Genomic DNA, 25,330 nt, shown 5'->3' with positions numbered 1-25,330 from the left:
GAAAGTTCATTGCCAACGATAGGATGCCGCAGTGAGAGGTGGGATATCAATGCAAAAGTATCTCTTGCCATCATAAATCGTCACTTTCTTCGCATTGACAGAATTGTTGGTAGCTATGATTCCTGTTGTACCGTCTGGATTTGAAAAGGCTACGAACTCCGTGTCGGCGACATTCCCGTCAACAGACGCTCTGTGTCCACCGGGTCGTGAGGCTGTCATCGCCAGGCAAATTGTATAGTAAAATGAATTATATGTTATCTTGCCATATGTCTCGATATCAATGTCAACAGCTCCGTTACCGTTAAAGCATCCTCCCGGACGATACGGTCCATGATTGTTATCAAGTATCATATTCCACACTATCGCACCGCGCCCCCAGTTGTTGACAACATCAAAAATCAGATTTTTCACATCTTCGAGAATTCTTGCATGATCCACTCGCAGGTACCATTCTCCTGCCGTCCATTCCGTAAAAAGCAATGCCATATCAGGATTGGCGTCGTGTATTGCGGTCATTTCCGAAGCATCCCCGCTATAATTATGATATGCGGCTCCAGAAATATATTGTTTGGCTTGAGAATCGGAATATATCAGACTGGGATAACCTATCTGTCCCTCCCAATTATCGTAGCTATAATTATGGTCAAACACATAAATTTTAGTGTCGATATTATTGTCTCTGAACGACGGACCAAGGGCTGTCTTGATGAAATCGCGTTGCTCTTCCCAAAGCATAAACATCGAAGCGCTATTACCTCCATGGAGAGGTTCGTTCTGAGGGGTGACAGCAGTAATGTGGATGCCATTTTCAGCAAAAGCCTTTATCCATTTCACGAAATACAAGGCATAATCCTGATAACATTCTTCACGTAGATGACCTGCTGTCCATTCTCCGTTAGTTTTCATCCAGCGGGGGGCAGTCCACGGGGCGCCGATAATTTTGATATCGGGATTAATCTGCAATATTTCCTGCAACACAGGAATAATATAACGAGTTTCTTCGTTAGTGAGTGCAAAATTCTCGATACCGGGTGTATCACAGCATGTATAGTCGCTCAACGAAAAGTCGCTGCAACCTATGGGCACCCTTAAATAAGAGCATCCATAACCGACATTCTCATCGGGCGAGAATGTACGGACAAGAAAATCGTGGCGTCGATATGCTTCCATCTTGGATAGATTGTATGATGCCGAGCCGGTGATGGCAAAGCCAAAACCGTCGATTTCCTGATATAATTGATTGGTGTTTATGTTTATCATACCCTCTGACTTGTCCCGGCTGCTGTCGTCAAATTTCAAGTTTTCGGTCGACAGCAGCTTCGATCCATCATATGATACATAACAGGCTTTTATATCTGCCGGCGTTGTATCGTGTTCTATAAGCAGAGTTGGATTGGGAAGATAATGATTCTGACACACCGCACCGGCGGTACACATTATCAGACAGAGGTGCGTAAGAATACTGTGTAATGTCATTCTTTTCATCGTATATATATTTTTTCGCTTATCTGATTGTTATGACGGATATAAATGCCCTTTGTGGGGCGATTGACTTTCATTCCCTGAAGATTGAAATAGTCATAATGTATTTCGGAATTAGTAATCAGTGGTGGCTCTGTTATTGAGGTTGGCTTATTGCCTATGCCATCTGCTTTTAGAGTCATTCTCAGACGAGTGTCGGAATTCGCATTATCAATGCCGTCAAAGCGGATGTTGTCTCCCACGGTGGCGGCATAGTCAAGACAGAAGTTCTTGCCCGCTTCTATTTGTTCTTGCGTCTTTGTCCCCAACTGGATATTCCACTCGCGGTCTACTATCTTGAAATCTCCGGTGAAATGAGGCGTGTTAAGAGTATATGTTCCGTCATTGTAATCGAACGCATAGAATGGCAGTATGGTCCAGTCGTTAAAGTCGCCGACGAGATAAAGCATCGGCATTCCGATACATGACAGAGTGAGGTTGTTCATATCAAGTGTTATGGCCACTTCCTGAGCAATCGGTTCCTCGAAATACATGTTGCACTCGTTTTGGGCAGATTCAAGTGGTATCACTTCATTGTATTTAATACCCTTAACCATTGATCCAAATTGCCATTTCCAATCGGGTGTGGTGATTTTGAACTCACCGGTGAGGCGTGGAATCTTCAATTCATAAATTCCCTCTGACCCGATGAAACGCATCCGTTCATCATGAGGATTCCAATTATTGAAATCGCCGGTAAGATAGTATGTCAGATTTCCGGAGATATCAGAAAATTTATTGACTGTCAGTCGATTGTTTACTTTGTTAAATACCAGTTCAATATCGCCGAGAGGATTTTCAATCGTCATATCACAGCCATCGCGTTGTAATTGATATGTCCTGCCTGATTTAATCGATGCCACGCCACCATATTGCGCATCCCACTCTGGAGCAACAGCGGCAACAATCTTGAATCGGCCATTTAAATCTTTTGTCCGCAGCACATAGGAATCGCCCTCTTTGATAAATCTGTATCCTTTCTTGTGATTGCTCCAGTCAGTGACATCACCGGCTAGATATATGTCAGGACACACTGTCAATGTTGGTGCCGAAGGATTGCTATAATCAAACAGAAGTGTCGCGCCGTACACGGTCGTCGAATTTCCATTGATCTGTTTTACACGGAAATTGTTGCCATAAGCATTGATGCAGGCCATTGGCACATCAAATTCAAAAGTGTCTGTCGAACCATATTGAAGCGAGTAATCCTCCGTGCATATCTTGAATGTGTAGACCGACGACAGTTCATCGATGTAGAGTGAATATACGCCGTTATCATTTACCATCCTGTATTTTTCCTGAACGGTCCAGTCATCGGAGATTCCACGGACATATAGTTCAGGTGCTTGTGCGAATGTCGTATGGTAAGCCAGGAATGGCAGACATAATTTCAGCATCACGATAAGTGTTCTAAATCTATACATAATAGTTCTAACGTATTGAAAATGAATATACAGTCTCAGTATGGTACTTTTCTCCGGGATTAAGGCGCACAGATGGCCAATCTAAGTGATTAGGGCTGTCAGGATAGTGTTGTGTCTCAAGGCATAGAGCAGACCGTTTCGGATAGGCAATTCCATTCTTTCCACAGACCTGGCCGTCGAGGAAATTACCTGAATAGAACTGTAAGCCTGGCTGATCTGTGCTAACAGTCATTACAATACCACTCACGGTATCATAAAGCTGCGCTGCAAATGGGCAACTCTTGTCAAGGACAAAGTTATGGTCATAGCCCATTCCATTGATGATTTGCTCGTCGTCAGCATTGATGTTTTCTCCAATAGCGTGCATGTGGTTGAAGTCGAATATTGTTCCCTTGACGGAACGGATTTCTCCTGTCGGCATAAACGTCGAGTCGATAGGGGTAAAACCTGAAGCCTTTATTGTCAGCAGTTCATCGGTTATCTCTTTTGTATGGTCTCCGCTAAGATTAAAATAGCTGTGGTTTGTGAGATTGATGATGGTCGGCTTATTGGTATAGGCGGTATAGGCGATTTTCAATCCACAATCGGAAGTTAAACTATATACAACTTCGACGTTTAGGTTTCCCGGGAAGCCGGCATCGCCGTCAGTGCTGTGCAGTGTAAGTACAAGTGTGGTGTCAGTTGTCTGGGTGGCACTCCATATTGAATGATGAAAACCTATCGGCCCACCATGGAGACAATGCCCATAGTTGTTCTGTGGCAGTTGATAAACTATTGAATCGAGCGTAAAGCGGCCTCTGTTGATTCGGTTGCCGTATCGTCCGATAATCGCTCCGAAGTTGCCGTCGATCTCGAGATAGTCACGGATGTTGTCATGCCCGAGCACGACATCGCGTGGTCGGCCGTCTTTATCTGGAACCATAAGCGACACAATTCGGCCTCCGTAGTTTGTGACGCAGACTTCCATATCGCCGTTGTGCAAGGTGAACAGGGATATTTTCTGATTGTTGACAATGGTGTCAAAATCATTTTTGTCAAGGCCTGATAAAGTCGTCTTTTGATTTGATGCGCAGCCAACCATTATCAGTGCGGCTGCGAAATAGATAATATGTTTCATTGTTTTATTCGGCATAAAAAATCAAGGATTGAAGATCCTTTGAGTCTGGACCCACCATAACGCGGAATTCACCCGAATCATAACCATATTTCAGCTCGTTGTCATAATATTTGAGCATGTCGCTGTCTATCTCAAAGCTGACATTCACGGTCTCACCCTTCGGGATGAATACCCGTTTATAAGATTTCAATTCTTTGACAGGACGGGCTATCCGGGCAACTGGATCATTGATATACAATTGCACAATTTCGTATCCATCGTAATCCCCGGCATTGCTGACATCTATTGAAAGCGATATAGCCCCTCCTTTTGCCAATCGGTCGGTGCTTATATATGGTTTTGAATAAGCGAATGTGGTATAGCTGCATCCATAACCGAACGGATAAAGAGGTTCGTTGCTCACGTCGATATAGTTGCTTCGATAGGGGTTAAACTGCGTGGAATCAAAGTCGGGATGACTTGAGGGCAGATGATTGTAATACAGTGGTATCTGGCCGATTGAACGCGGCCATGTGGTAGTCAGTTTCCCGGACGGCACCTTTTCGCCGAAGACAACGTCCGCTATGGCATCGGCTGCCTCGCTGCCTCCGAACCACACATTCAGTATGGCTGGAATGTGATTGTCCTCCCAGTCAAGCACAAGAGGACGGCCGGTGAAAAGCAACAGTATTACAGGCTTCCCGGTAGCGTATAACTGTTTGAGAAGATCGCGCTGAGTATCGGGGATTGTGATTTCCGCACGGCTCGACGACTCACCGCTCATTTCCGCGCTTTCGCCAAGCGCACAGATTATGATATCTGCGTTATTTGCAATTTCTATGGCCTGACGATGCATCTCGTCATCGTTCCCGCGAGCGATAGAACGGCCCCAGTCGCAATTTCGTTGGGTAGTCTCATCATAGTAGATATTGCTTCCCTGCGCATAAAGCAGTTCAGCATCGGTGCCGAGGGCGTCGCGGAAAGCGTCAAGCAGCGACTTGTGATTTTCAGGCTTGCAATAGCCGCTCCAAGTCCCGCTCATGTTGTTTGCGGCATTGGCGAGAGGACCGATAAGCGCAATCCGACCTTTCTTTTGCAAAGGAAGGAGATGCTTGTCGTTTTTAAGCAATACAAAGGTTTCGGCGGCGATATCCCGGGCAATCTTGCGATGTCGGGGCGTGTACATATCTTTAGCCAGACGCTCAGGCTTGCAATATTTATATGGATCGTCGAATAGTCCGAGCCGTTGTTTGGCAATCAGGATGCGACGGCACGCGTCGTCTATCATCTTTTCAGTAACAAGTCCGCGCTCAAGAGCACCTTTTAAATCGTTGAGATATCTGCCTGTAACCATATCCATATCTGTGCCGGCCCTTAATGTGACAGCGGCGGCGTCTTCTTTGTCTGCCACTCCCATAATCGGCAGCTCGTCTATTGAGCCGTAGTCAGTGACAACAAAACCGTCAAAATCCCAGTCGTTACGCAGAACCCCGTTGATAAGCCACTCCGAGGCAGTGGCGTGCTGACCGTTGATAAGATTGAACGATGTCATCACCGAACCGACACCGGCATCCGCGGCAGCCTTATAAGGGGGCATATAATAGTTGAACATACATTCGCGGCTCATGTCAACGCCGTTGTAATCGCGTCCACCTTCCGCAGCTCCATATAATGCGTAGTGTTTCACACAAGCCATAAGGGATGAGTCAGAACGCATCCCGTCGCCCTGATATCCATGAACATACGCTTGGGCGAGAACACTTCCGAGATACGGATCCTCGCCGGATCCTTCGGCGATACGGCCCCAACGCGGGTCTCGGCAGATATCGACCATCGGGCTATAATTCCAGTTTACACCGTCGGCTGTAGCCTCGATAGCTGAGATACGGGCCATTTCGGCTATGGCGGTGCTGTCCCATGAACACGACAATGCCAAAGGGATTGGAAAGACTGTCTCATAACCATGCACCACATCAGCTCCCACGAGCAAGGGTATGCCGTGCGGACCTTTCTCAACTGCTAACCTTTGAAAGCGGGCAACCGCATCAACTCCTTTGACATTGAAGAAGCCGCCAATTTTTCCTTGCATGATAAGAGAGTCGAGCACGGCTGCCTGTGCTGTTCCTGACACCACATCTCCGCCGACGGGCAAATTCAGCTGCCCGATTTTCTCCTCAATGCTCATCTCAGCCATAAGACTGTCGATGAAGCCGTTGTTATCTGTATCACGAGCCTGAGCGGTAGCGGCATAGAGTAAAAGCAGGACGGCTGTGGTTATATTAGAATGATTCATACTATTGCTTCGGTTGGTTCAGAATTTTGTTGCTGGCACCCCTGTGAAAGTCATCTTCACGGGGCGTATTCTGCCATTTGAGTCGAAATGAAGCTCATCGACGCATGTGACGCGGTCGTTGCCGTCGGTCGCTCCGAGCGGATGGCGGTGGTAGACGATATAGTATTTGCCCGTTTCGCCAGACCGGATCACGGAATGATGTCCCGCGCCGGTTCCTATTTCCGGGTCTGATTCCAGGATAGTGCCTACCCGTTCAAAAGGACCGAAAGGAGAATTGGCGATTGCATAGGCCACCCGGTAGTCGTCTTTGGTCCAGTCGCCCTCGCTCCACATGAAATAATATTTCCCGTCCTTAACAAGCATGAACGGCCCTTCTGTATAATCCTTTGGAGTCACTTCTTTGTAGAGCGAGCCGTCGGGGAAAGGGACAAGAGATTTGAAATCGTCGGCGAGACGGACCATGTTGCAGTGTCCCCAGCCTCCGTAATACATATAATAACTCCCATCCTTGTCTTTGAAAACGAACTGGTCGATTGGCTGCGCCCCGTTCACTATCTCATTTATCAGCGGTCGGCCAAGCAGATCCTTGAACGGACCTGCCGGCTTGTCGCTGACTGCGACACCAATACCGCCGATTTCGCCCTCGTGGACATCGTTTGCCCCGAAGAAAAGATAATACTTCCCGTCCTTCTCAAGCACTGCCGGAGCCCACATCGCACCCCAGGCCCATTTGACATCTTCTGTACTGATGATGTTTTCATGTTTAGTCCAATGGATGAGATCGGTGGTAGAGAAGCAGTCCATTGCGGTCTGCTCCTTGAAAGGAAGGCTGCGCGTAGGATATACGAACACCGTGTCGCCATACACGATTCCCTCCGGGTCGGCATACCACCCGGGGAAACAGGGATTTCCCCCTATATCGGTCGCACTATCATATTTCACAGCGACTTTATGTGGCAGGTCGGCTGATGACGAGCCTACGGAAAAGACATATTTACCATCCAGTATACGTTCAGAAGCCGTTTCCTCATCATAATAAGCCAAAGAAGAGAACGGAATGTCAACAGACACACTGCGGGTTTCGCCCGGTGCGAGATCCACTTTTGAAAAACCAACAAGTTTCTTCTTTTCCCTAAGCAGTCCTTTCAGTTTGGGAGCCGAGACGTATACCTGTACCGTTTCTGCGCCGGATGTCGAACCGATATTCGATACATCCATTTTCAGGTTATAGCCAATACCAGTCCGGGTCACGACCGGTTTACCGATGTTAAAATCAGTATAACTCAGGCCGTAGCCGAACGGAAACAACACCGGAAGTCCATTGTAATCATACCAACGATATCCTATAAGAATATCTTCGTCATAATATATGTCATAAATGTCGGAATCAGCCCGTCGGATTCCCGGATAACGGCGCTCACCATTAGTAGGCAAGTCCTCAATGCGCTTTGGGAAAGTAAATGGCAATTTCCCCGACGGGTTGACTTTGCCGGTAAGGACATCGGCAAGACTGTTGCCAGCCTCACTGCCGAGATACCAGTCCTGGACAATAGCGGCCACTTTATCCGCCCAGGGCATCAATACCGGTGTGCCTGAAATATTTACCACAATCAGATTGGGATTTATATCGGCAATAGCTGAGATAAGTTCGTCCTGTCCGTATGGAAGCTGCAAAGTCTTACGGTCGGAATTCTCGGTGTCCTGGCAGAGGGAGTGATTCAAGCCGCCAATGAATATCACGACATCGGCGTCTTTCGCTTTTGCAAGTACATCGGTTTTAAGTTGCTCGGGAGTTCGCTCTTCGGCCAACATCTCGAAGTCCTGACTTTTCACATTGTCGAATACCGTGCTTCCCGCTCCGATATATCCTCGTTCCCAGTCAACAACCACATCATGTAATGCCGACTTCAATCCGGCCAATGGAGTAACTTCATGCTGTACCTTCAGAGAAGCCGAGCCACCTCCGACGGTCATCATCTTCACTGCGTTTTCACCTACTACAAGAATTTTGCGGATATCTTGTTTCAAAGGGAGTATACCGTTGTTTTTAAGGAGAACAATTCCTTCGGAGCCGATTTTGCGGGCTGTGGCATAATGTTCGGGGCAAGTGAAGCGGCCTTTCCAATTGGAAGGAGCCATTGACGTGCGGAAAATTGTGCGGAGTATGCGCCTCACTCTGTCATTGAGATCGTCAACGGATTCACGACCATCCCTCAGTCTCTCGAGATAGGGGTTGGCCATATAATAGCTGTCGTAGGCATTCATATTTACCGACACACCGTCAGTGCCGGTACCCATTTCAAGGTCAAGCCCACCTTCAAGAACAGCGTCGGTGTTGTGCACACCTCCCCAGTCGCTGACTGCGACACCGTCGAATCCCCATTGTTGTTTCAATATGTCTTTCAAAAGTCGCGGGTTCTCGCAGCAGTTGCGGTTTTCAAAGAGATTATAAGCCGGCATAATGGCCCATGCGCCGCCGTCTACGGCAGCTTTGAACGGTTTGAGGTATATTTCATGCAAAGCACGTTCTCCGACATGTACATTCGTCGTATAACGGTTGTCTTCGTTGTTATTCAGAGCAAAATGTTTGACACATGCCGCAACATTATTGCTTTGAACGCCCTGGATATAAGGCACGACCATTGTTGACGTAAGAAACGGGTCTTCGCCCATATATTCGAAACTACGGCCGTTGAGAGGTGTACGCATCATATTCACTCCGGGGCCAAGCAGAATGTCTTTGCGGCGATATCGCGCTTCCTCGCCTATGGCTCTGCCGTATTCACGGGCTAATTCCGGGCGCCATGTGGCAGCCAGGCAGCTTAGAGCCGGGAATGCAGTGCAAGAGTCATTGGTCCACTCGGCGCTGTTCCATTCGTCCCAGAATACTTCCGGACGAATGCCGTGAGGCCCGTCAGTACACCATAGTTCCGGGATTCCGAGACGGGGAACACCGGCAGAGGAGAATTTCGACTGGGCATGAACCATCTTGACTTTTTCCTCAAGAGTCATACGCGAAAGTGCATCCTCGATACGCTCTTCCAGTGGAGCCGAATAGTCGAGGTATTTCGAATCAGTAGCATGTGCAATGCCTTGTGCACAAATAATTGAACCAAGACATAATATTAATGACACTACGACGGTCTTGAAATGGTATTTCATTGCGATATATATGATTTGATTGGCAGAAGGTAGTTTTTTAATATTATTTGCCCAGGTCGACCCAGACTTTCATTTTACCTGGCTTGCGGTTATCCCACGCGAAATATGGTATGAATGTGATATTTCCTTCGTTTGTTTTTAGAATCTTGAAATTACGGAGCAATCCCTCCCCGTCTTCAACACAAAATTCAGAATCGTGATTAATGGTGGCAGCATCGTAGCAGGGATTGTCACATTCCTCCATGCAATAAACCAAAGGGCCACGCATAACAGCTCTCTTGCAAAGATTCTCTTTTACCTTCGGGTCGGCCGCCATAATATTGACGGGCATTGCCATACTGAGTTCTATGTCTGCTCCCATCTTATCAACAGGAATAGTCACGTATCCGTTTTGTTTCGTAAATTTTCGGTTCTCACCATTGATTTTTAGCGCATACTCATCGCACCATCCGGGAATTCGCAGCTTTATGTTTCTCGGCAGGCTTCCTTCCGGTTTAACTGTAATCTTGACATCCCCTGCAAAAGGATATCCGCCAGATATCGACATATGCACAGGCACGCTGTCTACGTCAATCTCTGTTTTATTTCCGATAAAAAGATTGACGTAAATATTGTCTTTGTCAATCCCATAGATATAATTCCCCATAGAAGGTAGGAAGCGTGAAATGTTACTCGGGCAGCAGGCTGTCCCATACCATTCCTGACGATGGTGTGAACCATCCGATTCGAGAGGATTCACATAAAAGAATTTTTCACCTCCTAATTGGACACCGGCAAGAGCGGCGTTATACATTGTCCGCTCTAGAACATCGATATATCCGGCATCTCCAAAAAGACGGTTCATCCGCGATGCCCACATTATAAGACCCACCGAAGCACAGGTCTCGCAGTAAGCTTCACGATTGGGTAGGTCATAGTCTTCCGTGAAACCCTCGTTATGGACTGAGGATCCAATACCCCCGGTGACATACATATTGCGCTCCGTCACATCTTCCCATACCAGCTGAAGCGCGTCGAGATAAGTTCTGTCAGCTTTTTTAGCGGCAACGTCAGCCATACCGCAGAACAGATACATGGCTCGGACGGCATGCCCCGTGATGTCTGTTATCTCCCTTACTGGTTTATCATCCTGGCAATACTCGGTTCCCCATGGCGCACCGTTGCCATGCGATCCGTAACCGTGACCTCTCTCTTCAAGAAGCCAATGGGCAAAATCGAGGTATTTTTTATCTCCTGTAGCATCTGCCAGACGCACAAGGGCGAGTTCCACTTCCTCGTGTCCAGGCACCCAGTGTCGCTTATCCGGACCGAAAGTCTGCATCATATGGTCGGCAAATCGTTTCGCAACATTGAGAAAGGACTGTTTGCCGGTTGCGGAATAATAAGCAACAGCAGCTTCAAAGAGATGGCCTCCGCAATACATCTCGTGCATTATCATATCTGTCCATCGAGGAGTTGGAGCTACGATGGTATAATATGTGTTCAGATAGCCGTCATCCCATTGCGCATCTGCAATCATATTGATCCAGGTTTCCAGTTTTCTCTCAATTATCGAATCCGGATTATTGATGAGGCTGTAGGCCATTCCTTCCATTGCCTTATACACATCGGAATCATCATAACATAGTCCGGAATGCTCGCCATGCCCCTTTGCGGCATTGATAAAGTTACTCATTCGTAATGTCTTATTCTCAATCTGATCAATGCAGTGAGGAATGGTTTTATTTGCCAGATCATCCAACCTCGGCGACCAGAAAGAATCGCATATCGACACGTGTGAAAAATCAATATTATCAATCTGTGACATATGCCGGTCGGCCTGTGCTGTAAATGCTACTAAAAGGGCTGATGCTATGACGAAATGTTTTATGGCCATGGTAAAAATACGTATTGTTTGTTTCGTGAAATGGAAATAACAAGGATTGCAGTTCATGCTCAGTCGATGGACTGCAACCCCCGATATTGTATTATATCCTTTTGTTAGCGGATGATAACTTTTCTGACTGTAGTCCCGGTTCGCTGAATGTATACTTCCCCGGCAACAGGATTCATTACACGGATACCCTGAAGGTTAAAGTATTCGCAGGTGGCATTGCCGCCATCTTGAATGATTTCTGTTATTGATGTCGCGGGTTCGTTGTTGGCTGAGACTTTCATTTTGTTGAGATCGAAGCGGATTTTGTAAGTGCCCGGTTCTTTGGTTGTCCAGTTGTAATCTTCGTTCTGATCCATCTTGATATCCAGACCGTACTTGTTGTCGATTGCCAACTCAGTATTGTCTATTTCGGGGCGAAGATGTGTTCCCCATACGGGAGCCATCGATGCGCGGAATCTTTTGCCAGACTCGCAGTTGTCGAAAGTCGCCTCAAAGACGTTAGGCGAAACCTGTTCCATTGGCTGGAAAGACCAGTTTGTAAGGTCGCCTACCATATAGAGCTGGTTAGCGATAACTTTGTCGCTGAGGTATTCTGCGCTCATCTCCATGTTACGCAAATCAAGCGTAATCTTGTATGTTCCAGCTTCAGATACAGTCCACTGGTTGTCATTCAGGTCGGCTCCGCGGAATACTTCTATGGCGCATTTTTTCAAACCTTCTGCACCAATGGTGATATTCTGCGCCGGATGAATCCAGTTTCCATCCCACTCCTTATCATTGCGCAGGCTGAACTTGAAAGCACCGCCCTTCATATATGTCTGATATGTGAAAATGTAGGGATTAGTCGCGTCCAGGGTCAAAGGAGTGCCTTCGGCCGGATTCCAGCCTCCGATAGTGGCATCGCCCACTGCGTATACGCTGGGAGTAATCACGGGAAGGACTTCGCTGAAGTCCGAAGTGATGGAAACGATGGCCTTATCAAGGTCAAATACGATACGGTAGTTGCCGCTTTCGGCGATATACCAGTTCTTATCGCCGCCTTCCATGTTGTTATAGTCGATGTTGGCAGTCGCCGATGTCGCGGGGCTGAGGAGAGTCTTGTCCTCGACGGCATGAACCTGAGGACCGTTGAATACGACATCAGCACCCCATGCACTGGCACGGAAGCGTCCGGTGGAGACACCGTCGCCGCCTTCCACCTTGCCTTGATAGAAGAAGACATGATCAGATGTTTTGACGAGTTCGAATGCACTCCATTGGGTAGGATCTCCTACCATGAAGAGCTCGGAAATTTCCGACAGGGTTGCTTGAGCTGATGCAGTGCCTGATATCGACAGGGTTGCAACAGCAGCTAACCAACAGATTTTTTTCATGATTAATTGTTGTTTTTCGGGGTTGAACTATTTATATTATTTGGAAAGCCTTACTATTTTGCATCCATGGGGCTCGATTTGCGCGTTGATTGCCGAGGCGGTGCCTTCATCGGCATGCTCCCAGAGGTCTCGCACTTTCATAGGACTGCTGATTCCCAAGTCCGCGAAAGCTACATTGAAGACTTTAGGATTGTCCTCTCTGTTAAAAAGACCTACGATGTAATCGCCGTTGCTCATTTGGCCATACCACACATTACTGCCTTCAGAATTAACTACATCTGACAGCGGTTTACCAACAAAACGATCATGGTTCAGTGCCAACATTTCATCGTTTGTGTAGTATTTTAAATTATCACCAATGGTACCGGGTTGGTCTGCAACAGCTATCGGTCCTCCGGCCATCAACTGTATGGAGATGCAGAATTTCTTCTCAGCATCGGTTTCAAAACTATGGGCAATCGTGAAATCGCCGTCAAGTATGACCTTGTCGCGGCCGCTCAAGTGGCTCCAATAAGTGAAACCGTCAAACTGGTTATTGAGATTCGGCCAACGGTTATAGATTTTGCCGCGGTCATGAGAAGATGTATGCAGCCAACCCCCGGTCCAAGTGTCACGGACTATACGTATCATATGGCCATAACGTTTTTCAATCTCGGCATCATTATATAAATGTGGCATTACAAGCGAAACCATAATGTCTTGTTCTTTGGCTTCCAATGCAATAGTCTCCAATAAATCGGCATAGTTCTGACGGCCATATCCTTTGCCGACAATATTATTCCTGTCGAAACCATCTTCGTAATGACTCAGATAATCAAATCGAAGGAAATCCGCTCCAAGCTCTTTGTAATATCTAATCAGTGCCCGGATATATTCGCGTGCTCCCGGATGCGACATAACTATATATTTATACGGCTCATTAGCCTTCGGATTTATAACTTCATCAATGTCGGGATTATATAGAAGGCTGCCCATGGAATATTCAGTACCGGGAACCTTATCGCGTTCTGCGCAGGTATATGTCATCGGAATATCATATATTCCGACTTTCAGACCTTTGGAATGTGCATAATCGATTATATCCCTGTAAGCAGTACCTCCATAATGTGTTTTGAAGATACCATCTACACATTGCGTATCAAGGAAGCCATCAGTGCATACCATATCGTATCCATGAGGTTTGAGTTCAGTCGCAACCCAATCGATAACCTCCTTCCATTGCTCTAAAGAAAAGTGCTGTTTTTCAACGGGCAGATCCTGTTGGTCGAGACACGCTTCATATATACTCCAATATAATGGGGCTTTGTAAGAATGGAAGCCTGCGATGTCTGTCAGTTCGGGATGTTCATGCACATCCGGACGATTCATAACATAGTTCGGATCGTCTGAACATCCAGCCATCATGATGACAAGGATGTTCAAAATCGTGAAGAATAAGTATTTTTTCATGCTTCAGTGAGTGTTTGTCAATCTTTATATTCGGCTTTAATTGTCCAATGTTCGAGGTCGAAAGTTAATTTATAGTTTCCAGCTTTCTCTACGTTCCAGTTATAGTCTGGATTCGCAGTATATATGAATCCTGATGACGCAACTCCGTTGATGCCAATGGGTGAGTTATCAGATTTCGGCCTAACATGAATTCCCCAGTCCTTGACAGGAGTCGCACGCATGCGCCCGGCATTGAGATGCCCATCATACACGAAAATATACTTTGATACTCGTGTGACGGGGGTGGGATTATATATATCCCATCCAGAAGGAGCGGCGTCTCCCAGAATGAAGAATTCTTCGGTCTCAATCGGGTTTACCGGTATCTCGATATCTTCAAGGGTACCGAGATAGCTGCAGCTCATCGTCCATTTACTTAGATTTAAGGTCAGACGATACTTCCCGGCATCTTTTACAACCCACTTGTAGTCAGGGTTAAGAGAATAATCGAATTCTTCTTCTGTTATGTCAGTCTTAGTAATCGGCCTGTTTCCGCCCAACGGTCGGATCGCATCCCACGACGGATATTCATCTCCGCTTTTGGGATAAACCTTGAACTCTCCGGCATAAAGATTGCCCTCATAGGTGAAAACATGGCTGTCTGACGCATCACGAGTCAATGCCGTCATGGCATCACCGTTCCATCCATTCACAGTAGCATCGCCGACCATAAACAATGTAGAGGTCTCAATCGGATCCTTATCCGACGGTCGGTCGGGATTCTCTCCACCAAGGAATTCGGTTTTAAGAGTCCAATTCTCAAGGTCGAATGTCAGATGATAATTGCCTGGATCGGTGACAAGCCAATTGATGTCGGGATCCCAAACATACATGAAGTTTTCATTTTCTATTCCGTCTTTCCCGATTTTGACATGGTCTGTTACCGGGCGAATATGATAGCCCCAGGCTCTTTTAGTGGTGGCGCGAAGTTCACCTTCGTTCAACCAACATTCATATTCAAAAATATATTTGCTTTTCTTAGCTGTCTCGAGAGCATTCCCTACGTTCCAACCGATTGATGTGGCCGATCCAACAATATAGAGGGTCTCCGTTTCGATAGGCGCAACCTCCGGCTGCACGAATTCACCGAGATATTCGGTGCTCAGTGTCCAGTCGCGCAGATTAAAAGTGAGTTCATAGGTGCCGTTGGCGACAACAAGCCATTTTTCATCAGGGTTGTCGGCATGCATCTGGAACTTGACCGCTTCAAGCGGTTCCTCACCTATTTCCTGGCCATAATACATCGGACGGATGAAATCCACATCAAGACTTGATGTCGGTGCGAGACTCACCTTGAATTCTCCCTCATGCAGTTGGCCCTTGTAAACGAATATATATGGATCCGTCTCGGAGCATTGCATCGGAGTTGGATCTTCGAATGACCAGCCGGTCGGCACTGCATCACCTACAAGATACAGTTCTTTAGTATGTATCGGACTTTTAAAGTCAGATACAATCAAATCCTTCTCTCCTTCACAAGAGCTCATTACGCATAATGTGAAGAAAAACATCAGGACTTGAGATAATTTAATTCTATTCATAGTTCTATTGATGAGTGATGGATTTGTTAATAACCTTTGTTTTGCACCAGATGTGGATTAGCCTGAAGTGCTTTGAATGGTATAGGGAATATATCCGTATGGTTGTCGACGTCAGGAGTTTTATCCCACCATTTGCCTGAACTGAATTTGCCATATCTTACCAGATCTGTTCTTCTTCGAGTTTCGGCAAAGAATTCACGCCCCCATTCGTCAAGCATTTCCTGCATATCCAATTTCGCGCTTCCTTCAGGCTCATACAGGACTTCTGAAAGATTTTCAACCGGATAGTTTCTGCGTCTGACGCTGTTCAGAAGCGCAGCGGCATCCGGGGTGTTTCCGGAACGGAGCTTGCATTCGGCGAGCATATATATAATTTCGGGGAGACGAATTTCGGCATATGCCGCTTCCAATTGGTGTGGGTCATCATCGCTGTACATGGGATATTTCACATAATGCCATCCTGAATTATGATCGCCGGTTGTCATAGAGCTGGTTTTGTTTGATGGCCAAAGTTCAGGATCGAGGTTCTGGAAATCACCAACTGCGTCACGGATATATAAGTCATAGTCACGCTCCGGAGCACGAACCTTCTTAACTTTACCATTATCATCAGTATATTCAAGATAGCCATAAAGGAATAAACCTTCACGCCTACCATTGCCGAGATTCTTGTAAAGTTTCATTCGTTCATCGCCGGGGTATTTACGGAATTTCTGAATAGGCATTCCCAATTCATCGGTATAAAGCTTGCCTGTCAAGTCATATGAGGGAGCGGCGGCATATTTGGTGTTGTGTCCACCTGCTTTGCACTTTTGATCTTTAAGGTATAGATGGGCATTCGCAGGAACAGTCCACCAATATGTATTTGCATGATAATTCCAATATTCATTACCACCGGGATAATTCGGGAATGCAAATATGACCTCATCACAGGTATTGTTGTCCCAATCAAATGCAGCGTCCCAACGATTTGCCACTTCATAGGTTCCATATACACCGTCAAGAATATCCTGGCAGAGTTTAGCGCAATCTGTGTATCGCTCTGATCCAACATATACCTCGGCATTCAGATATAGCCTTGCAAGTAGGGCTGCCGCACCTGCTTGAGTCCATTTGCTTAGAAATTCCGATGATGTGCCGAGAGCTTCTTTCTTTGGCAGCTTGGGTATGAGTGTTGATAGCTCAGTTTCAATAAAATTGAAAATCACCTGTGGTTCCACTTGCCCCTCAGTGTTTTTAGTCTGATCCTCGAATGACACTACATAGGGAATGTTCCTGAAACCATCGAGCAGGCTAAGATAGCAGAATGCCCGCAATACACGCAATGAAGCTATGTAGCCGTCAATCTCTTCCTGGGTGAAATTAAATTTCGCCTTATCGATTTTTTCAAGTTCTTCTATGCCGAAATTGCACTGACCGATGCCTTCGAAGCCACTGTTCCAGAGAAACTCGAAGTAATCATCCTCCGCAGTCCATGTATGATAGTGATAACGCCGCCATCGGCCACCGTCATCCCACCATCCATCGCGAGACGGAGAGATAATCTGATCGGAGGGAAGCTCCTGAAGGAAGTGGCGGAATTGCAGCATATGATAACAGTGCTCGAAGGGTCGTGCTACAACTCTTTCAACGTCCTTTCGTGTATTGTAGAAGTTGTTCGATTCAACCTGGTCATAGATGGTTTCGTCGAGGTTTGTGCATGCTGATAGAAACATGATCCCTAAAACGATGCACAAGGATTTTATGATGTTTTTTTCCATGATGTCGATCATTTTTGTTAATTAGAATTCAATCTGTGCTCCGAGGATAAACTGCCGGGTTGTCGGATAGTACATACACGACCCTTGCGCTCCCGGCGTAAGGCCATTGACAGGATATGTACTGGGGTCAACCCCGGAAAACTTGGTAATCGTAAAGACATTTGTTACCGCTCCGTAGATTCTCAAGCTATTCATATATTTTGCCTTGGGGACATTTAAAGTATAGCCAAGAGTGATTTGGTCAAGTTTGAAATAGTCGCCTCGTTCAAGGAAATAGTCAGTTACGGCATGAGAGCCGGTTGAACTTATTTTAAAATTCTTACCATATGCTTTCTTCAACATATTTCCACTATACTTGCGTGTGCCATAATAGAAATCGTGGATATTGAACAAATCAAATCCGAAAGCGCCACGGAAGAAAAGGACAAGGTCGAAGTTTTTGTAACGGAAATTATGAGTCGTTGACATGGTGAATTTTGGCAGACCATTGCCAACTTTCACTTTATCCTCTTCAGTCGCACGGCTGGCCGAAATCACATCTCCGTTTCTGTCATAAACCAGCCATTCGCCGTTGTGATCGATTCCATGATACTTCCACATATAGAAATTTCCAATCGACTGACCTTTTTCAATGCGTTGCAGATAATAGTACGGAAACGGATTTTCCGTCTCACACATGTTGTAGAAATCCTGGCCGATATATTTTGAGTTACTGAAATCGATAAATTTGTTTTTCATCGTGGAGCCGATGACATTGAAGCTGTAGGTAAAATCGCGTGTCTGCACGGCATTTACATTCAGATCAAACTCAAAGCCAGAATTCTCCATCGTACCGACGTTCACAAAAGCCGTAGGCCACATATAAGGAGGGACCGAGACATTGTAGTCGCCGAGCAGATCTTCCGTTCTTCTGCGGAAGTAGTTCAACGATCCAGAGAACCGGTTGTTGAACATCGAGAAGTCAAGTCCGACATTCCAGTTTTTCGCACGTTCCCATTTCAGATCAGGGTTAGGATTCTTAGATGCTCCCCATCCTTGCAGAAAATGGCCATTTATATAAGCATAGCCGTAGCCGCTCATTGTTGCCAACGACATATAGCTGTCGAAATTCTGATTACCGCTTTCGCCGTAGTCAGCACGGATTTTCAAATCATTCAGCCACGAGCGTGTCGATTCCATGAAATTTTCATTACTTATGCGCCATCCAACTGAAACGGCGGGAAAATTGCCCCATTTGTGGTTTTTGCCAAATTTTGATGAACCCTCGTGTCTTATTGATGCAGTCATAAGGTACTTGCCATCCCAGTCATAGCTGACACGACCAAAAAAGGCAATGAGTTTACTGTCATTTTTATAACTACTCATCCCGATAATACCTTCATCTTTAGCGTATTCACCAGAACCAAGATTATCAGCACCTAATCCATCATTCGGGAAATCGCTGTTTTCAGCGCTGAAACCGGAATTTTGAAAATACTGGTATGAATAACCAAGCATTAGCTTTACATTGTTTTTACCAAATTTACCGGTGGCATTGCCTATCCATTCCAAAACATCCTGCCTGCTCTTTGAATAGGAACGGCTAGCCTGACCTTCAAAACCTTCGTTGACGGCCAATGTGCTTGTTGACGGACGGAACCATGTTTGGTCATATGTATAACGGTGTTCTGCAAACGTAATCTGAGTATTCAATGTAATTGGGCACTCCCTACTACCTGTCCAAAGAAGAGGCAACAGATTGAGTTTCACAGTGCCATCCATATCAATCAATTGGGTATCAGTATGATTTTTCTCTAATTTCTGTACTTCCACCGGGTTATAGGCACTTGTCTGACCAAAGAAATTGTAATAGCGGGTCGGATCTTCTCTATCCATCAACGGGGTTGTCGGATTCGCTGAAATTGCGTTTCTGAATACGTTCCAATCAGCAGCATCACTGGAAATAATTCGTGGCGCAAGATTGATATTCAGGTTAAAAAGCCCACCTTTGGAATTCAGTCCGGCGGAAGCTCTACCTCCGTACTCTTCTCGTTTTGAACGTAAATCTACGCCGTGTGAATTTTTATAATCCCCACTGACACGAAAGTTAGCACGTTCATTTCCACCTGAAACACTAATATTATGGTTATGGCCAAAGCCTGTGCGGCTAACTCCATCAAACCAATCGTAGTTTCCTCCAAGGTCTGTTCCATTGTCACCCCAAGGAAGACGGACATTCCTATAATCATCGGCACTCATCATATCCAGATCCTTATTTACTTTATCCCATGAAAGAGTGGTTGAATATGTAACATTATATGTGCCGTCCTTACTTGCTTTCTTTGTAGTTATAAGAATAACGCCATTCGACCCCTGTGTGCCGTAGATTGCTGAAGCCGCACCGTCCTTTAACACATCAAAAGACGCGATGTCATTCGGGTTCAGATTTGCCATACTTCCACCTGGTACACCGTCAATTACGATAAGGGGATTTAGACCTGCTGAGCGGGAGGAAACACCTCTGATCTGGATGCTTGAGGTGTTGTTGGGGTCGGCTGCTGCAGTATTTGAAATCGACATTCCGGATACTTTTCCCTGAATCAAACGGGCTGGGTCTGATGAACTGATAGTCAAGAAGTCTTTCTCGCCAACATGGCTTATCGCCGACGTCAGTTCTTTCTTATCCATTGTGCCATAGCCGATAACCACGACTTCACTTAACAGCTGAGAGTTTTCGGTTAGAGTGACATCCAGTACCCCGCTTTTCTCTGCTTTCTTATTTTCGGAGCAATAGCCTACATATGAAAATAGAATGTTACTGCCGGCAGGCACCTCTATTTCATATCGGCCATCAATATCGGTTGACACACCGACTGCTGAAACGTCACTCCTTACCGAGACTCCAATCAGAGGCTCCCCGGAGGGATCCGATACAATACCTGAAACTTTAATCTTATTACCTTTGGATGCAGAGTCTTTTTTATTTACCTTAGTCGACCTACTGTTGAGTACAATTTGTTTTTTGTCGATAACATAGCTTATACCATGCGTGGCAAAAAGTTTATCAAGGACAGATGTTAAGGTCTCATCCTTGACTTTGAGTGTTACGGGAACATTTACATTTATAGTCTCTTTGCTATAAATAAACCGGTATTTTGTCTGCTGTTCTATGGATTTAAGAACATTTTCCAAGGCAATTCCATCGACATCAATGGATACCTTGCTGTTGGATGCGTAGGCCGATAGCCCATAGCCAAACATCATCAGGAAGAGCATAGCCCTAATCATCAGATGCCAACGGCTGCGCATTGGATGTGAATTTGTTTTTTCCATTATTTTGATATGATTGGTATTGTTTTCTGGTATGATTTTTGAGGTAATTTATAGATTTTTATTGTAATCTAAATAAAGAACGATTGTGAAAAAATAATCCACATCGAGAAAGTACAAAATTTTCAATTTATTCATTTTTTGTTTGATTACCTTTGGATGCAGAGTCTTTTTTATTTACCTTAGTCGACCTACTGTTGAGTACAATTTGTTTTTTGTCGATAACATAGCTTATACCATGATTGGCAAGAAGTTTATTAAGGACTGATGTCAAGGCTTCATCCTTGACTTTGAGTGTTACGGGAACATTTACATTTATAGTCTCTTTGCTATAAATGAACCGGTATTTTGTCTGCTGTTCTATGGATTTAAGAACATTTTCCAAGGCAATTCCATCGACATCAATGGATACCTTGCTGTTGGATGCGTAGGCAGATAGCCCATAGCCAAACATCATCAGGAAGAGCATAGCCCTAAACATCAGATGCCAACGGCTGCGCATTGGATGTAAATTTGTTTTTTCCATTATTTTGATATGAGGTATTGTTTTCTGGTATGATTTTTGAGGTAATTTATAGATTTTTATGGTAATCTAAATAAAGAACGATTGTGAAAAAATAATCCACATCGAGAAAGTACAAAATTTTCAATTTATTCATTTTTTGTTTGAAGTGCTTGGAAGCGAGCGTAATAATAATTAACTTCGCAACAAATATCATAACATGGAAAACGAAAAATTTGAAAACGAAATGCTTTTAGTGGCTGCCTTGAAGATAGACAGCCATGAAGCGTTTGTTAAAATTTTTCGACATTATTATTCAGACCTTGTAATCTTCGCATCCCGTTTCATCCCGGATAATGAGACATGCGAAGATATAGTCCAGGAAGCATTTGTGAAAATCTGGACGAACCGAAAAGTTCTTGAAATTCGGACATCACTGAGGACATATCTTATATCCTTAGTACAGCATCTTGCTTTAGACGAAATCAAGCACCGCAAGGTCAAGACCCTATATCAGGATATGAACCATGAGATTATCATGTCCCTGCCGGCCGATGAACATGTCATGTATTCGGAATTGAGTGACGCTATTGACAATCTGCTCTCACAGCTCCAACCGGATGTTCTTGAAACATATAGGTTGTCAAGAACACATAATCTGAAATATACCGAAATCGCCGAGAAACTCAATATTTCGGTTAGGACTGTGGAATCTCGCGTCAGCAAAACGGTAAAATTTCTTCAACAGCATCTCAAAGATTATAAGATCATCATATATTGGATTCTAACGTTTCAACACCTTTTATAAGAAATTACGATGGATAATAACATGAATAATACGATAGATTCCTTAATTAGCCGTTATCTGATGGGTAATGCTTCATCGCATGAGATTGAGGAATTACGGCGTTGGATTGAGTCGGATGAGCAAAATAGAAAATACTTTCAGCGACAACAGGATATATGGGCAGTCTTGAATCCGACTTTAGATATAAACGATATAGATACCGTAAGCGCAGAATTGAAAGTGCTTCGTAAGACCGGTATTGTATCTTTACGTTTTGCAATATTCAAGAAATTGCTCGGATATTGGTCGCGCATTGCAGCTGTTGCTATTTTGCCACTACTTGCAGTGGTAGGATATCTGATTTATAGGCCATCGGAGGGACGAGATATTGCTGATGTGACAATCACCACCTCTTTTGGCTGTCTCAGCAGCACGGTTCTTCCAGACGGCACAATCGTATGGCTTAACGCAAACAGCTCATTGCAATATGACCCCATGATGGATGACAATGTGAGGAATGTGATATTACACGGAGAGGCATACTTTGATGTCAAAGCTGATGCGAAACATCCATTTAATGTAAAGACTCCATATATGACAGTCACGGCAACCGGTACGGAATTCAATGTAAATGCCTATGACTCGTCCGCTTCCATAACATTAGTCGATGGTAAAGTAAGTGTAGAAGTAGAAAGTAAATCAATGACACTTAATCCCGGCGAACATCTGGCAGTAGCAGATGGCCGTCCAACAATTAGCAACCATATAAATACAGAAAAATATTGCTGTTGGAGAAATGGCACGTTAATCTTTGAGGATGAACCTCTTTTTAATATCTGTAATAGGCTTCAGCAAATATATGATGTTGAGTTCGATATTGCGCCAGAATTGAAAGAGAGAACATTCCGGATGATTCTTAACGGCGAGAACATAAGCGAGGTGGTGCGTTTCTTTGAATTGGCCGCTCCTGTGACGTGTGAATTTGAGAACCTGAAATCCCCCAACGATACAACCAAATTTAAATCAAGAATCCGCATAATGCCTTCCTAAAATCATATAATCGAATCTTTCATATGAATGTACATATAAAATTATTCGCTATTGCCCTTGTCCTTACCAGCTGTAGCTCTACCACTGAAAATCTGCTTTCGCCAGACGGCAATATCGAGATTGCCTTTACTCTCACAGACAAAGGCGAGCCATCCTACTCCGCAAAGTACAAAGGCAACGACATCGTTCTTCCTTCTTTGCTGGGCTTTGTGCTTAAAGATACAACCTCTCTAACCGACAATTTCAAGATAACAGGCATCGAACGCTCTGATTTCAATGAGTCATGGACACCAGTATGGGGCGAAAACGACACTATCGAGAACTGTTACACACAGATGATCGTCAACCTCCAACAGGGCGACCGGAAAATGGACATAGAGTTCCGAGCATATAATGACGGCTTCGGCTTCCGATATATATTCCCTGAGCAGACGGCCAAAGCATTTGTAATCGCAGACGAAGCCACACAGATAGCAATGGCTGGCGACCATACGGCATGGTGGATCCCCGGAGATTATGACACCCAGGAATATGAATACACTACATCACGCCTAAGCGAAATACGCGCACACGCCGACGACAACTTCATGAATAATGCGTCGCAACAAAGATTCTCACCTACGGGAGTGCAGACAGCCTTGATGCTAAAAACCAACGATGGTCTTTATCTTAATCTCCACGAGGCGGCATTGGTCGACTTCCCTGCGATGAGTCTCGAACTCAATGACACCACAATGACATTTAAAAGCCATCTCACGCCCGGACAAGGCGGTACGATCGCAACTATACACACTCCCTTTAAAACGCCGTGGCGCACCATCACCGTAGGAGAGAAAGCAACTGACATTCTCGCATCAAATCTTATTTTAAATCTGAACGATCCATGTATTCTGGACGACGTATCATGGATTCATCCTACCAAATATATGGGAGTATGGTGGGAAATGATTACCGGCAAAAGTTCATGGAGCTATACATGGGCCGATAATTTCAATCTTGCGACTTTTGATTATTCAAAAGCCAAACCGAATGGCATTCATGGGGCTAATAATGAGAATGTGCGGAGATATATTGATTTTGCGTCAGAGCATGGTTTCGACCAACTTCTTGTCGAAGGCTGGAATATCGGTTGGGAGGATTGGTTCGGCAAAGAGAAGGACTATGTATTCGATTTTGTCACTCCTTACCCCGACTTTGACATCGCTGCACTCAATGATTATGCCCACCGCAAAGGTATCAAATTGATGATGCACCATGAAACTTCCTCTTCGGTCGATAATTATGACCGCCACATGGACGCCGCCTACGACTTGATGAAGCGATACGGCTATGACGCAGTGAAAAGTGGATATGTCGGTAATATCATACCTAAAGGAGAACATCATTACAGTCAGAAGCAGGTAAAGCACTATCTCGATGCTGTAAAAAAAGCAGCAGATAAACATATTATGGTAAATGCCCATGAGGCTGTACGTCCGACAGGCCTATGCCGCACATACCCCAATCTCGTAGGCAACGAAAGTGCTATGGGACAGGAATTCGCCGACATGAGTCCGCAACACTGCACCATACTGCCTTTTACCCGCCTTAAAGGAGGTCCTATGGACTTCACTCCGGGCATATTCCGTATGAAGATAACCGATTTTGCGCCTGGCGGTCAAGGTAAACAGAAGCGTGCGACCATCCCCAACCAGCTTGCATTGTATCTCACCATGTACAGCCCCTTACAAATGGCTGCGGATATGCCCGAGCACTATCAAAAGCACATGGACGCATTCCAATTTATCAAAGACGTACCGGTTGATTGGAGCAAAAGTGTATATCTTGATGCAGAACCGGGAGATTTTATCGTAGTCGCCCGCAAAGACAAAGGCAGCGATGCATGGTATGTAGGAGGCGTTACTGATGAAAATGCCCGAGACTATACACTTGATTACAACTTCCTGCCACCCGGTAAAACGTATGAAGCAACCATTTATGCCGATGCTCCGGATGGCGATGGCTTCGACAATCCCGAAGTTTATACCATTACCACCAAGACGGTAGACAGTACGTCAAAAGACAAAATCCATATGGCTCGTGGCGGCGGATTCGCAATTTCAATAAAACCAGTAGATTAAATTTAAATAATTAGTTTATCCAGGCGAG

At 45.2% G+C, this 25,330-nt stretch carries 15 protein-coding genes; 3 read left to right on the top strand and 12 right to left on the bottom strand.

Going from position 1 to position 25,330, the window contains the following annotated elements:
• Positions 1-6 precede the first annotated feature (6 nt).
• From ABGT88_RS04220 to ABGT88_RS04165, 12 genes are all read right to left on the bottom strand, one after another.
• A complete protein-coding gene (locus ABGT88_RS04220) occupies positions 7-1,485 on the bottom strand; it encodes a glycoside hydrolase family 30 beta sandwich domain-containing protein (RefSeq protein WP_025279184.1) in 1,479 nt (492 codons plus the stop codon).
• The gene (locus ABGT88_RS04215; protein WP_143240976.1) at positions 1,482-2,921 is read right to left on the bottom strand and encodes a hypothetical protein; all 1,440 of its coding nucleotides are present in this window, start codon (positions 2,919-2,921) and stop codon (positions 1,482-1,484) included. Before ABGT88_RS04215 ends, ABGT88_RS04220 begins: the two co-directional genes overlap by 4 nt.
• A gap of 31 nt (positions 2,922-2,952) precedes the next feature.
• A complete protein-coding gene (locus ABGT88_RS04210) occupies positions 2,953-4,062 on the bottom strand; it encodes an aldose epimerase family protein (RefSeq protein ID WP_025279182.1) in 1,110 nt (369 codons plus the stop codon).
• A gap of 4 nt (positions 4,063-4,066) precedes the next feature.
• Entirely contained in the window at positions 4,067-6,334 is a 2,268-nt protein-coding gene (gene bglX / locus ABGT88_RS04205) for a beta-glucosidase BglX (protein WP_025279181.1), read from the bottom strand.
• A gap of 18 nt (positions 6,335-6,352) precedes the next feature.
• A complete protein-coding gene (locus tag ABGT88_RS04200) occupies positions 6,353-9,496 on the bottom strand; it encodes a glycoside hydrolase family 3 C-terminal domain-containing protein (RefSeq protein ID WP_289541439.1) in 3,144 nt (1,047 codons plus the stop codon).
• A gap of 43 nt (positions 9,497-9,539) precedes the next feature.
• Positions 9,540-11,372 carry a glycoside hydrolase family 127 protein gene (locus ABGT88_RS04195; protein WP_084547047.1) on the bottom strand — a complete coding sequence of 611 codons (1,833 nt, stop codon included), beginning with the start codon at positions 11,370-11,372 and terminating at the stop codon, positions 9,540-9,542.
• A gap of 104 nt (positions 11,373-11,476) precedes the next feature.
• Complete coding sequence (locus ABGT88_RS04190; protein ID WP_087409434.1) at positions 11,477-12,745, bottom strand: SusF/SusE family outer membrane protein; 1,269 nt, start codon at positions 12,743-12,745, stop codon at positions 11,477-11,479.
• Positions 12,746-12,781: 36 nt separating this feature from the next.
• Entirely contained in the window at positions 12,782-14,194 is a 1,413-nt protein-coding gene (locus ABGT88_RS04185) for a glucan 1,6-alpha-isomaltosidase (RefSeq protein WP_346700601.1), read from the bottom strand.
• A 17-nt stretch (positions 14,195-14,211) separates the two neighbouring features.
• The gene (locus ABGT88_RS04180) at positions 14,212-15,774 is read right to left on the bottom strand and encodes a SusF/SusE family outer membrane protein (protein ID WP_346700599.1); all 1,563 of its coding nucleotides are present in this window, start codon (positions 15,772-15,774) and stop codon (positions 14,212-14,214) included.
• A 26-nt stretch (positions 15,775-15,800) separates the two neighbouring features.
• Positions 15,801-17,534, bottom strand: coding sequence for a RagB/SusD family nutrient uptake outer membrane protein (locus ABGT88_RS04175; protein WP_087409438.1), 1,734 nt, complete (start codon positions 17,532-17,534; stop codon positions 15,801-15,803).
• 21 nt (positions 17,535-17,555) lie between these two features.
• Positions 17,556-20,846 carry a SusC/RagA family TonB-linked outer membrane protein gene (locus tag ABGT88_RS04170; protein WP_346700596.1) on the bottom strand — a complete coding sequence of 1,097 codons (3,291 nt, stop codon included), beginning with the start codon at positions 20,844-20,846 and terminating at the stop codon, positions 17,556-17,558.
• Positions 20,847-20,973: 127 nt separating this feature from the next.
• Positions 20,974-21,369 carry an STN domain-containing protein gene (locus ABGT88_RS04165; RefSeq protein WP_346700594.1) on the bottom strand — a complete coding sequence of 132 codons (396 nt, stop codon included), beginning with the start codon at positions 21,367-21,369 and terminating at the stop codon, positions 20,974-20,976.
• A gap of 196 nt (positions 21,370-21,565) precedes the next feature.
• Here ABGT88_RS04165 and ABGT88_RS04160 point away from each other — a divergent pair, with 196 nt between their 5' ends.
• Genes ABGT88_RS04160 through ABGT88_RS04150 form a run of 3 tightly spaced genes read left to right on the top strand, consistent with a single transcriptional unit; the run spans position 21,566 to position 25,302 of the window.
• Positions 21,566-22,153 carry an RNA polymerase sigma-70 factor gene (locus ABGT88_RS04160; RefSeq protein ID WP_087409591.1) on the top strand — a complete coding sequence of 196 codons (588 nt, stop codon included), beginning with the start codon at positions 21,566-21,568 and terminating at the stop codon, positions 22,151-22,153.
• A 9-nt stretch (positions 22,154-22,162) separates the two neighbouring features.
• Positions 22,163-23,182: a FecR family protein gene (locus tag ABGT88_RS04155; RefSeq protein WP_087409592.1), complete on the top strand. Its 1,020-nt coding sequence runs from the start codon at positions 22,163-22,165 to the stop codon at positions 23,180-23,182.
• 23 nt (positions 23,183-23,205) lie between these two features.
• Positions 23,206-25,302, top strand: a complete 2,097-nt coding sequence (locus ABGT88_RS04150; protein ID WP_087409593.1) for a glycoside hydrolase family 97 protein — start codon at positions 23,206-23,208, stop codon at positions 25,300-25,302.
• Positions 25,303-25,330 lie beyond the last annotated feature (28 nt).

This window comes from Barnesiella sp. An22, from assembly GCF_963931395.1.
GTDB classification, from domain to species: Bacteria; Bacteroidota; Bacteroidia; order Bacteroidales; family Barnesiellaceae; genus Barnesiella; species Barnesiella merdigallinarum.
Note: the sequence above shows the minus strand (reverse complement) of the source record. Positions and strands in the feature narration are given on the sequence as shown.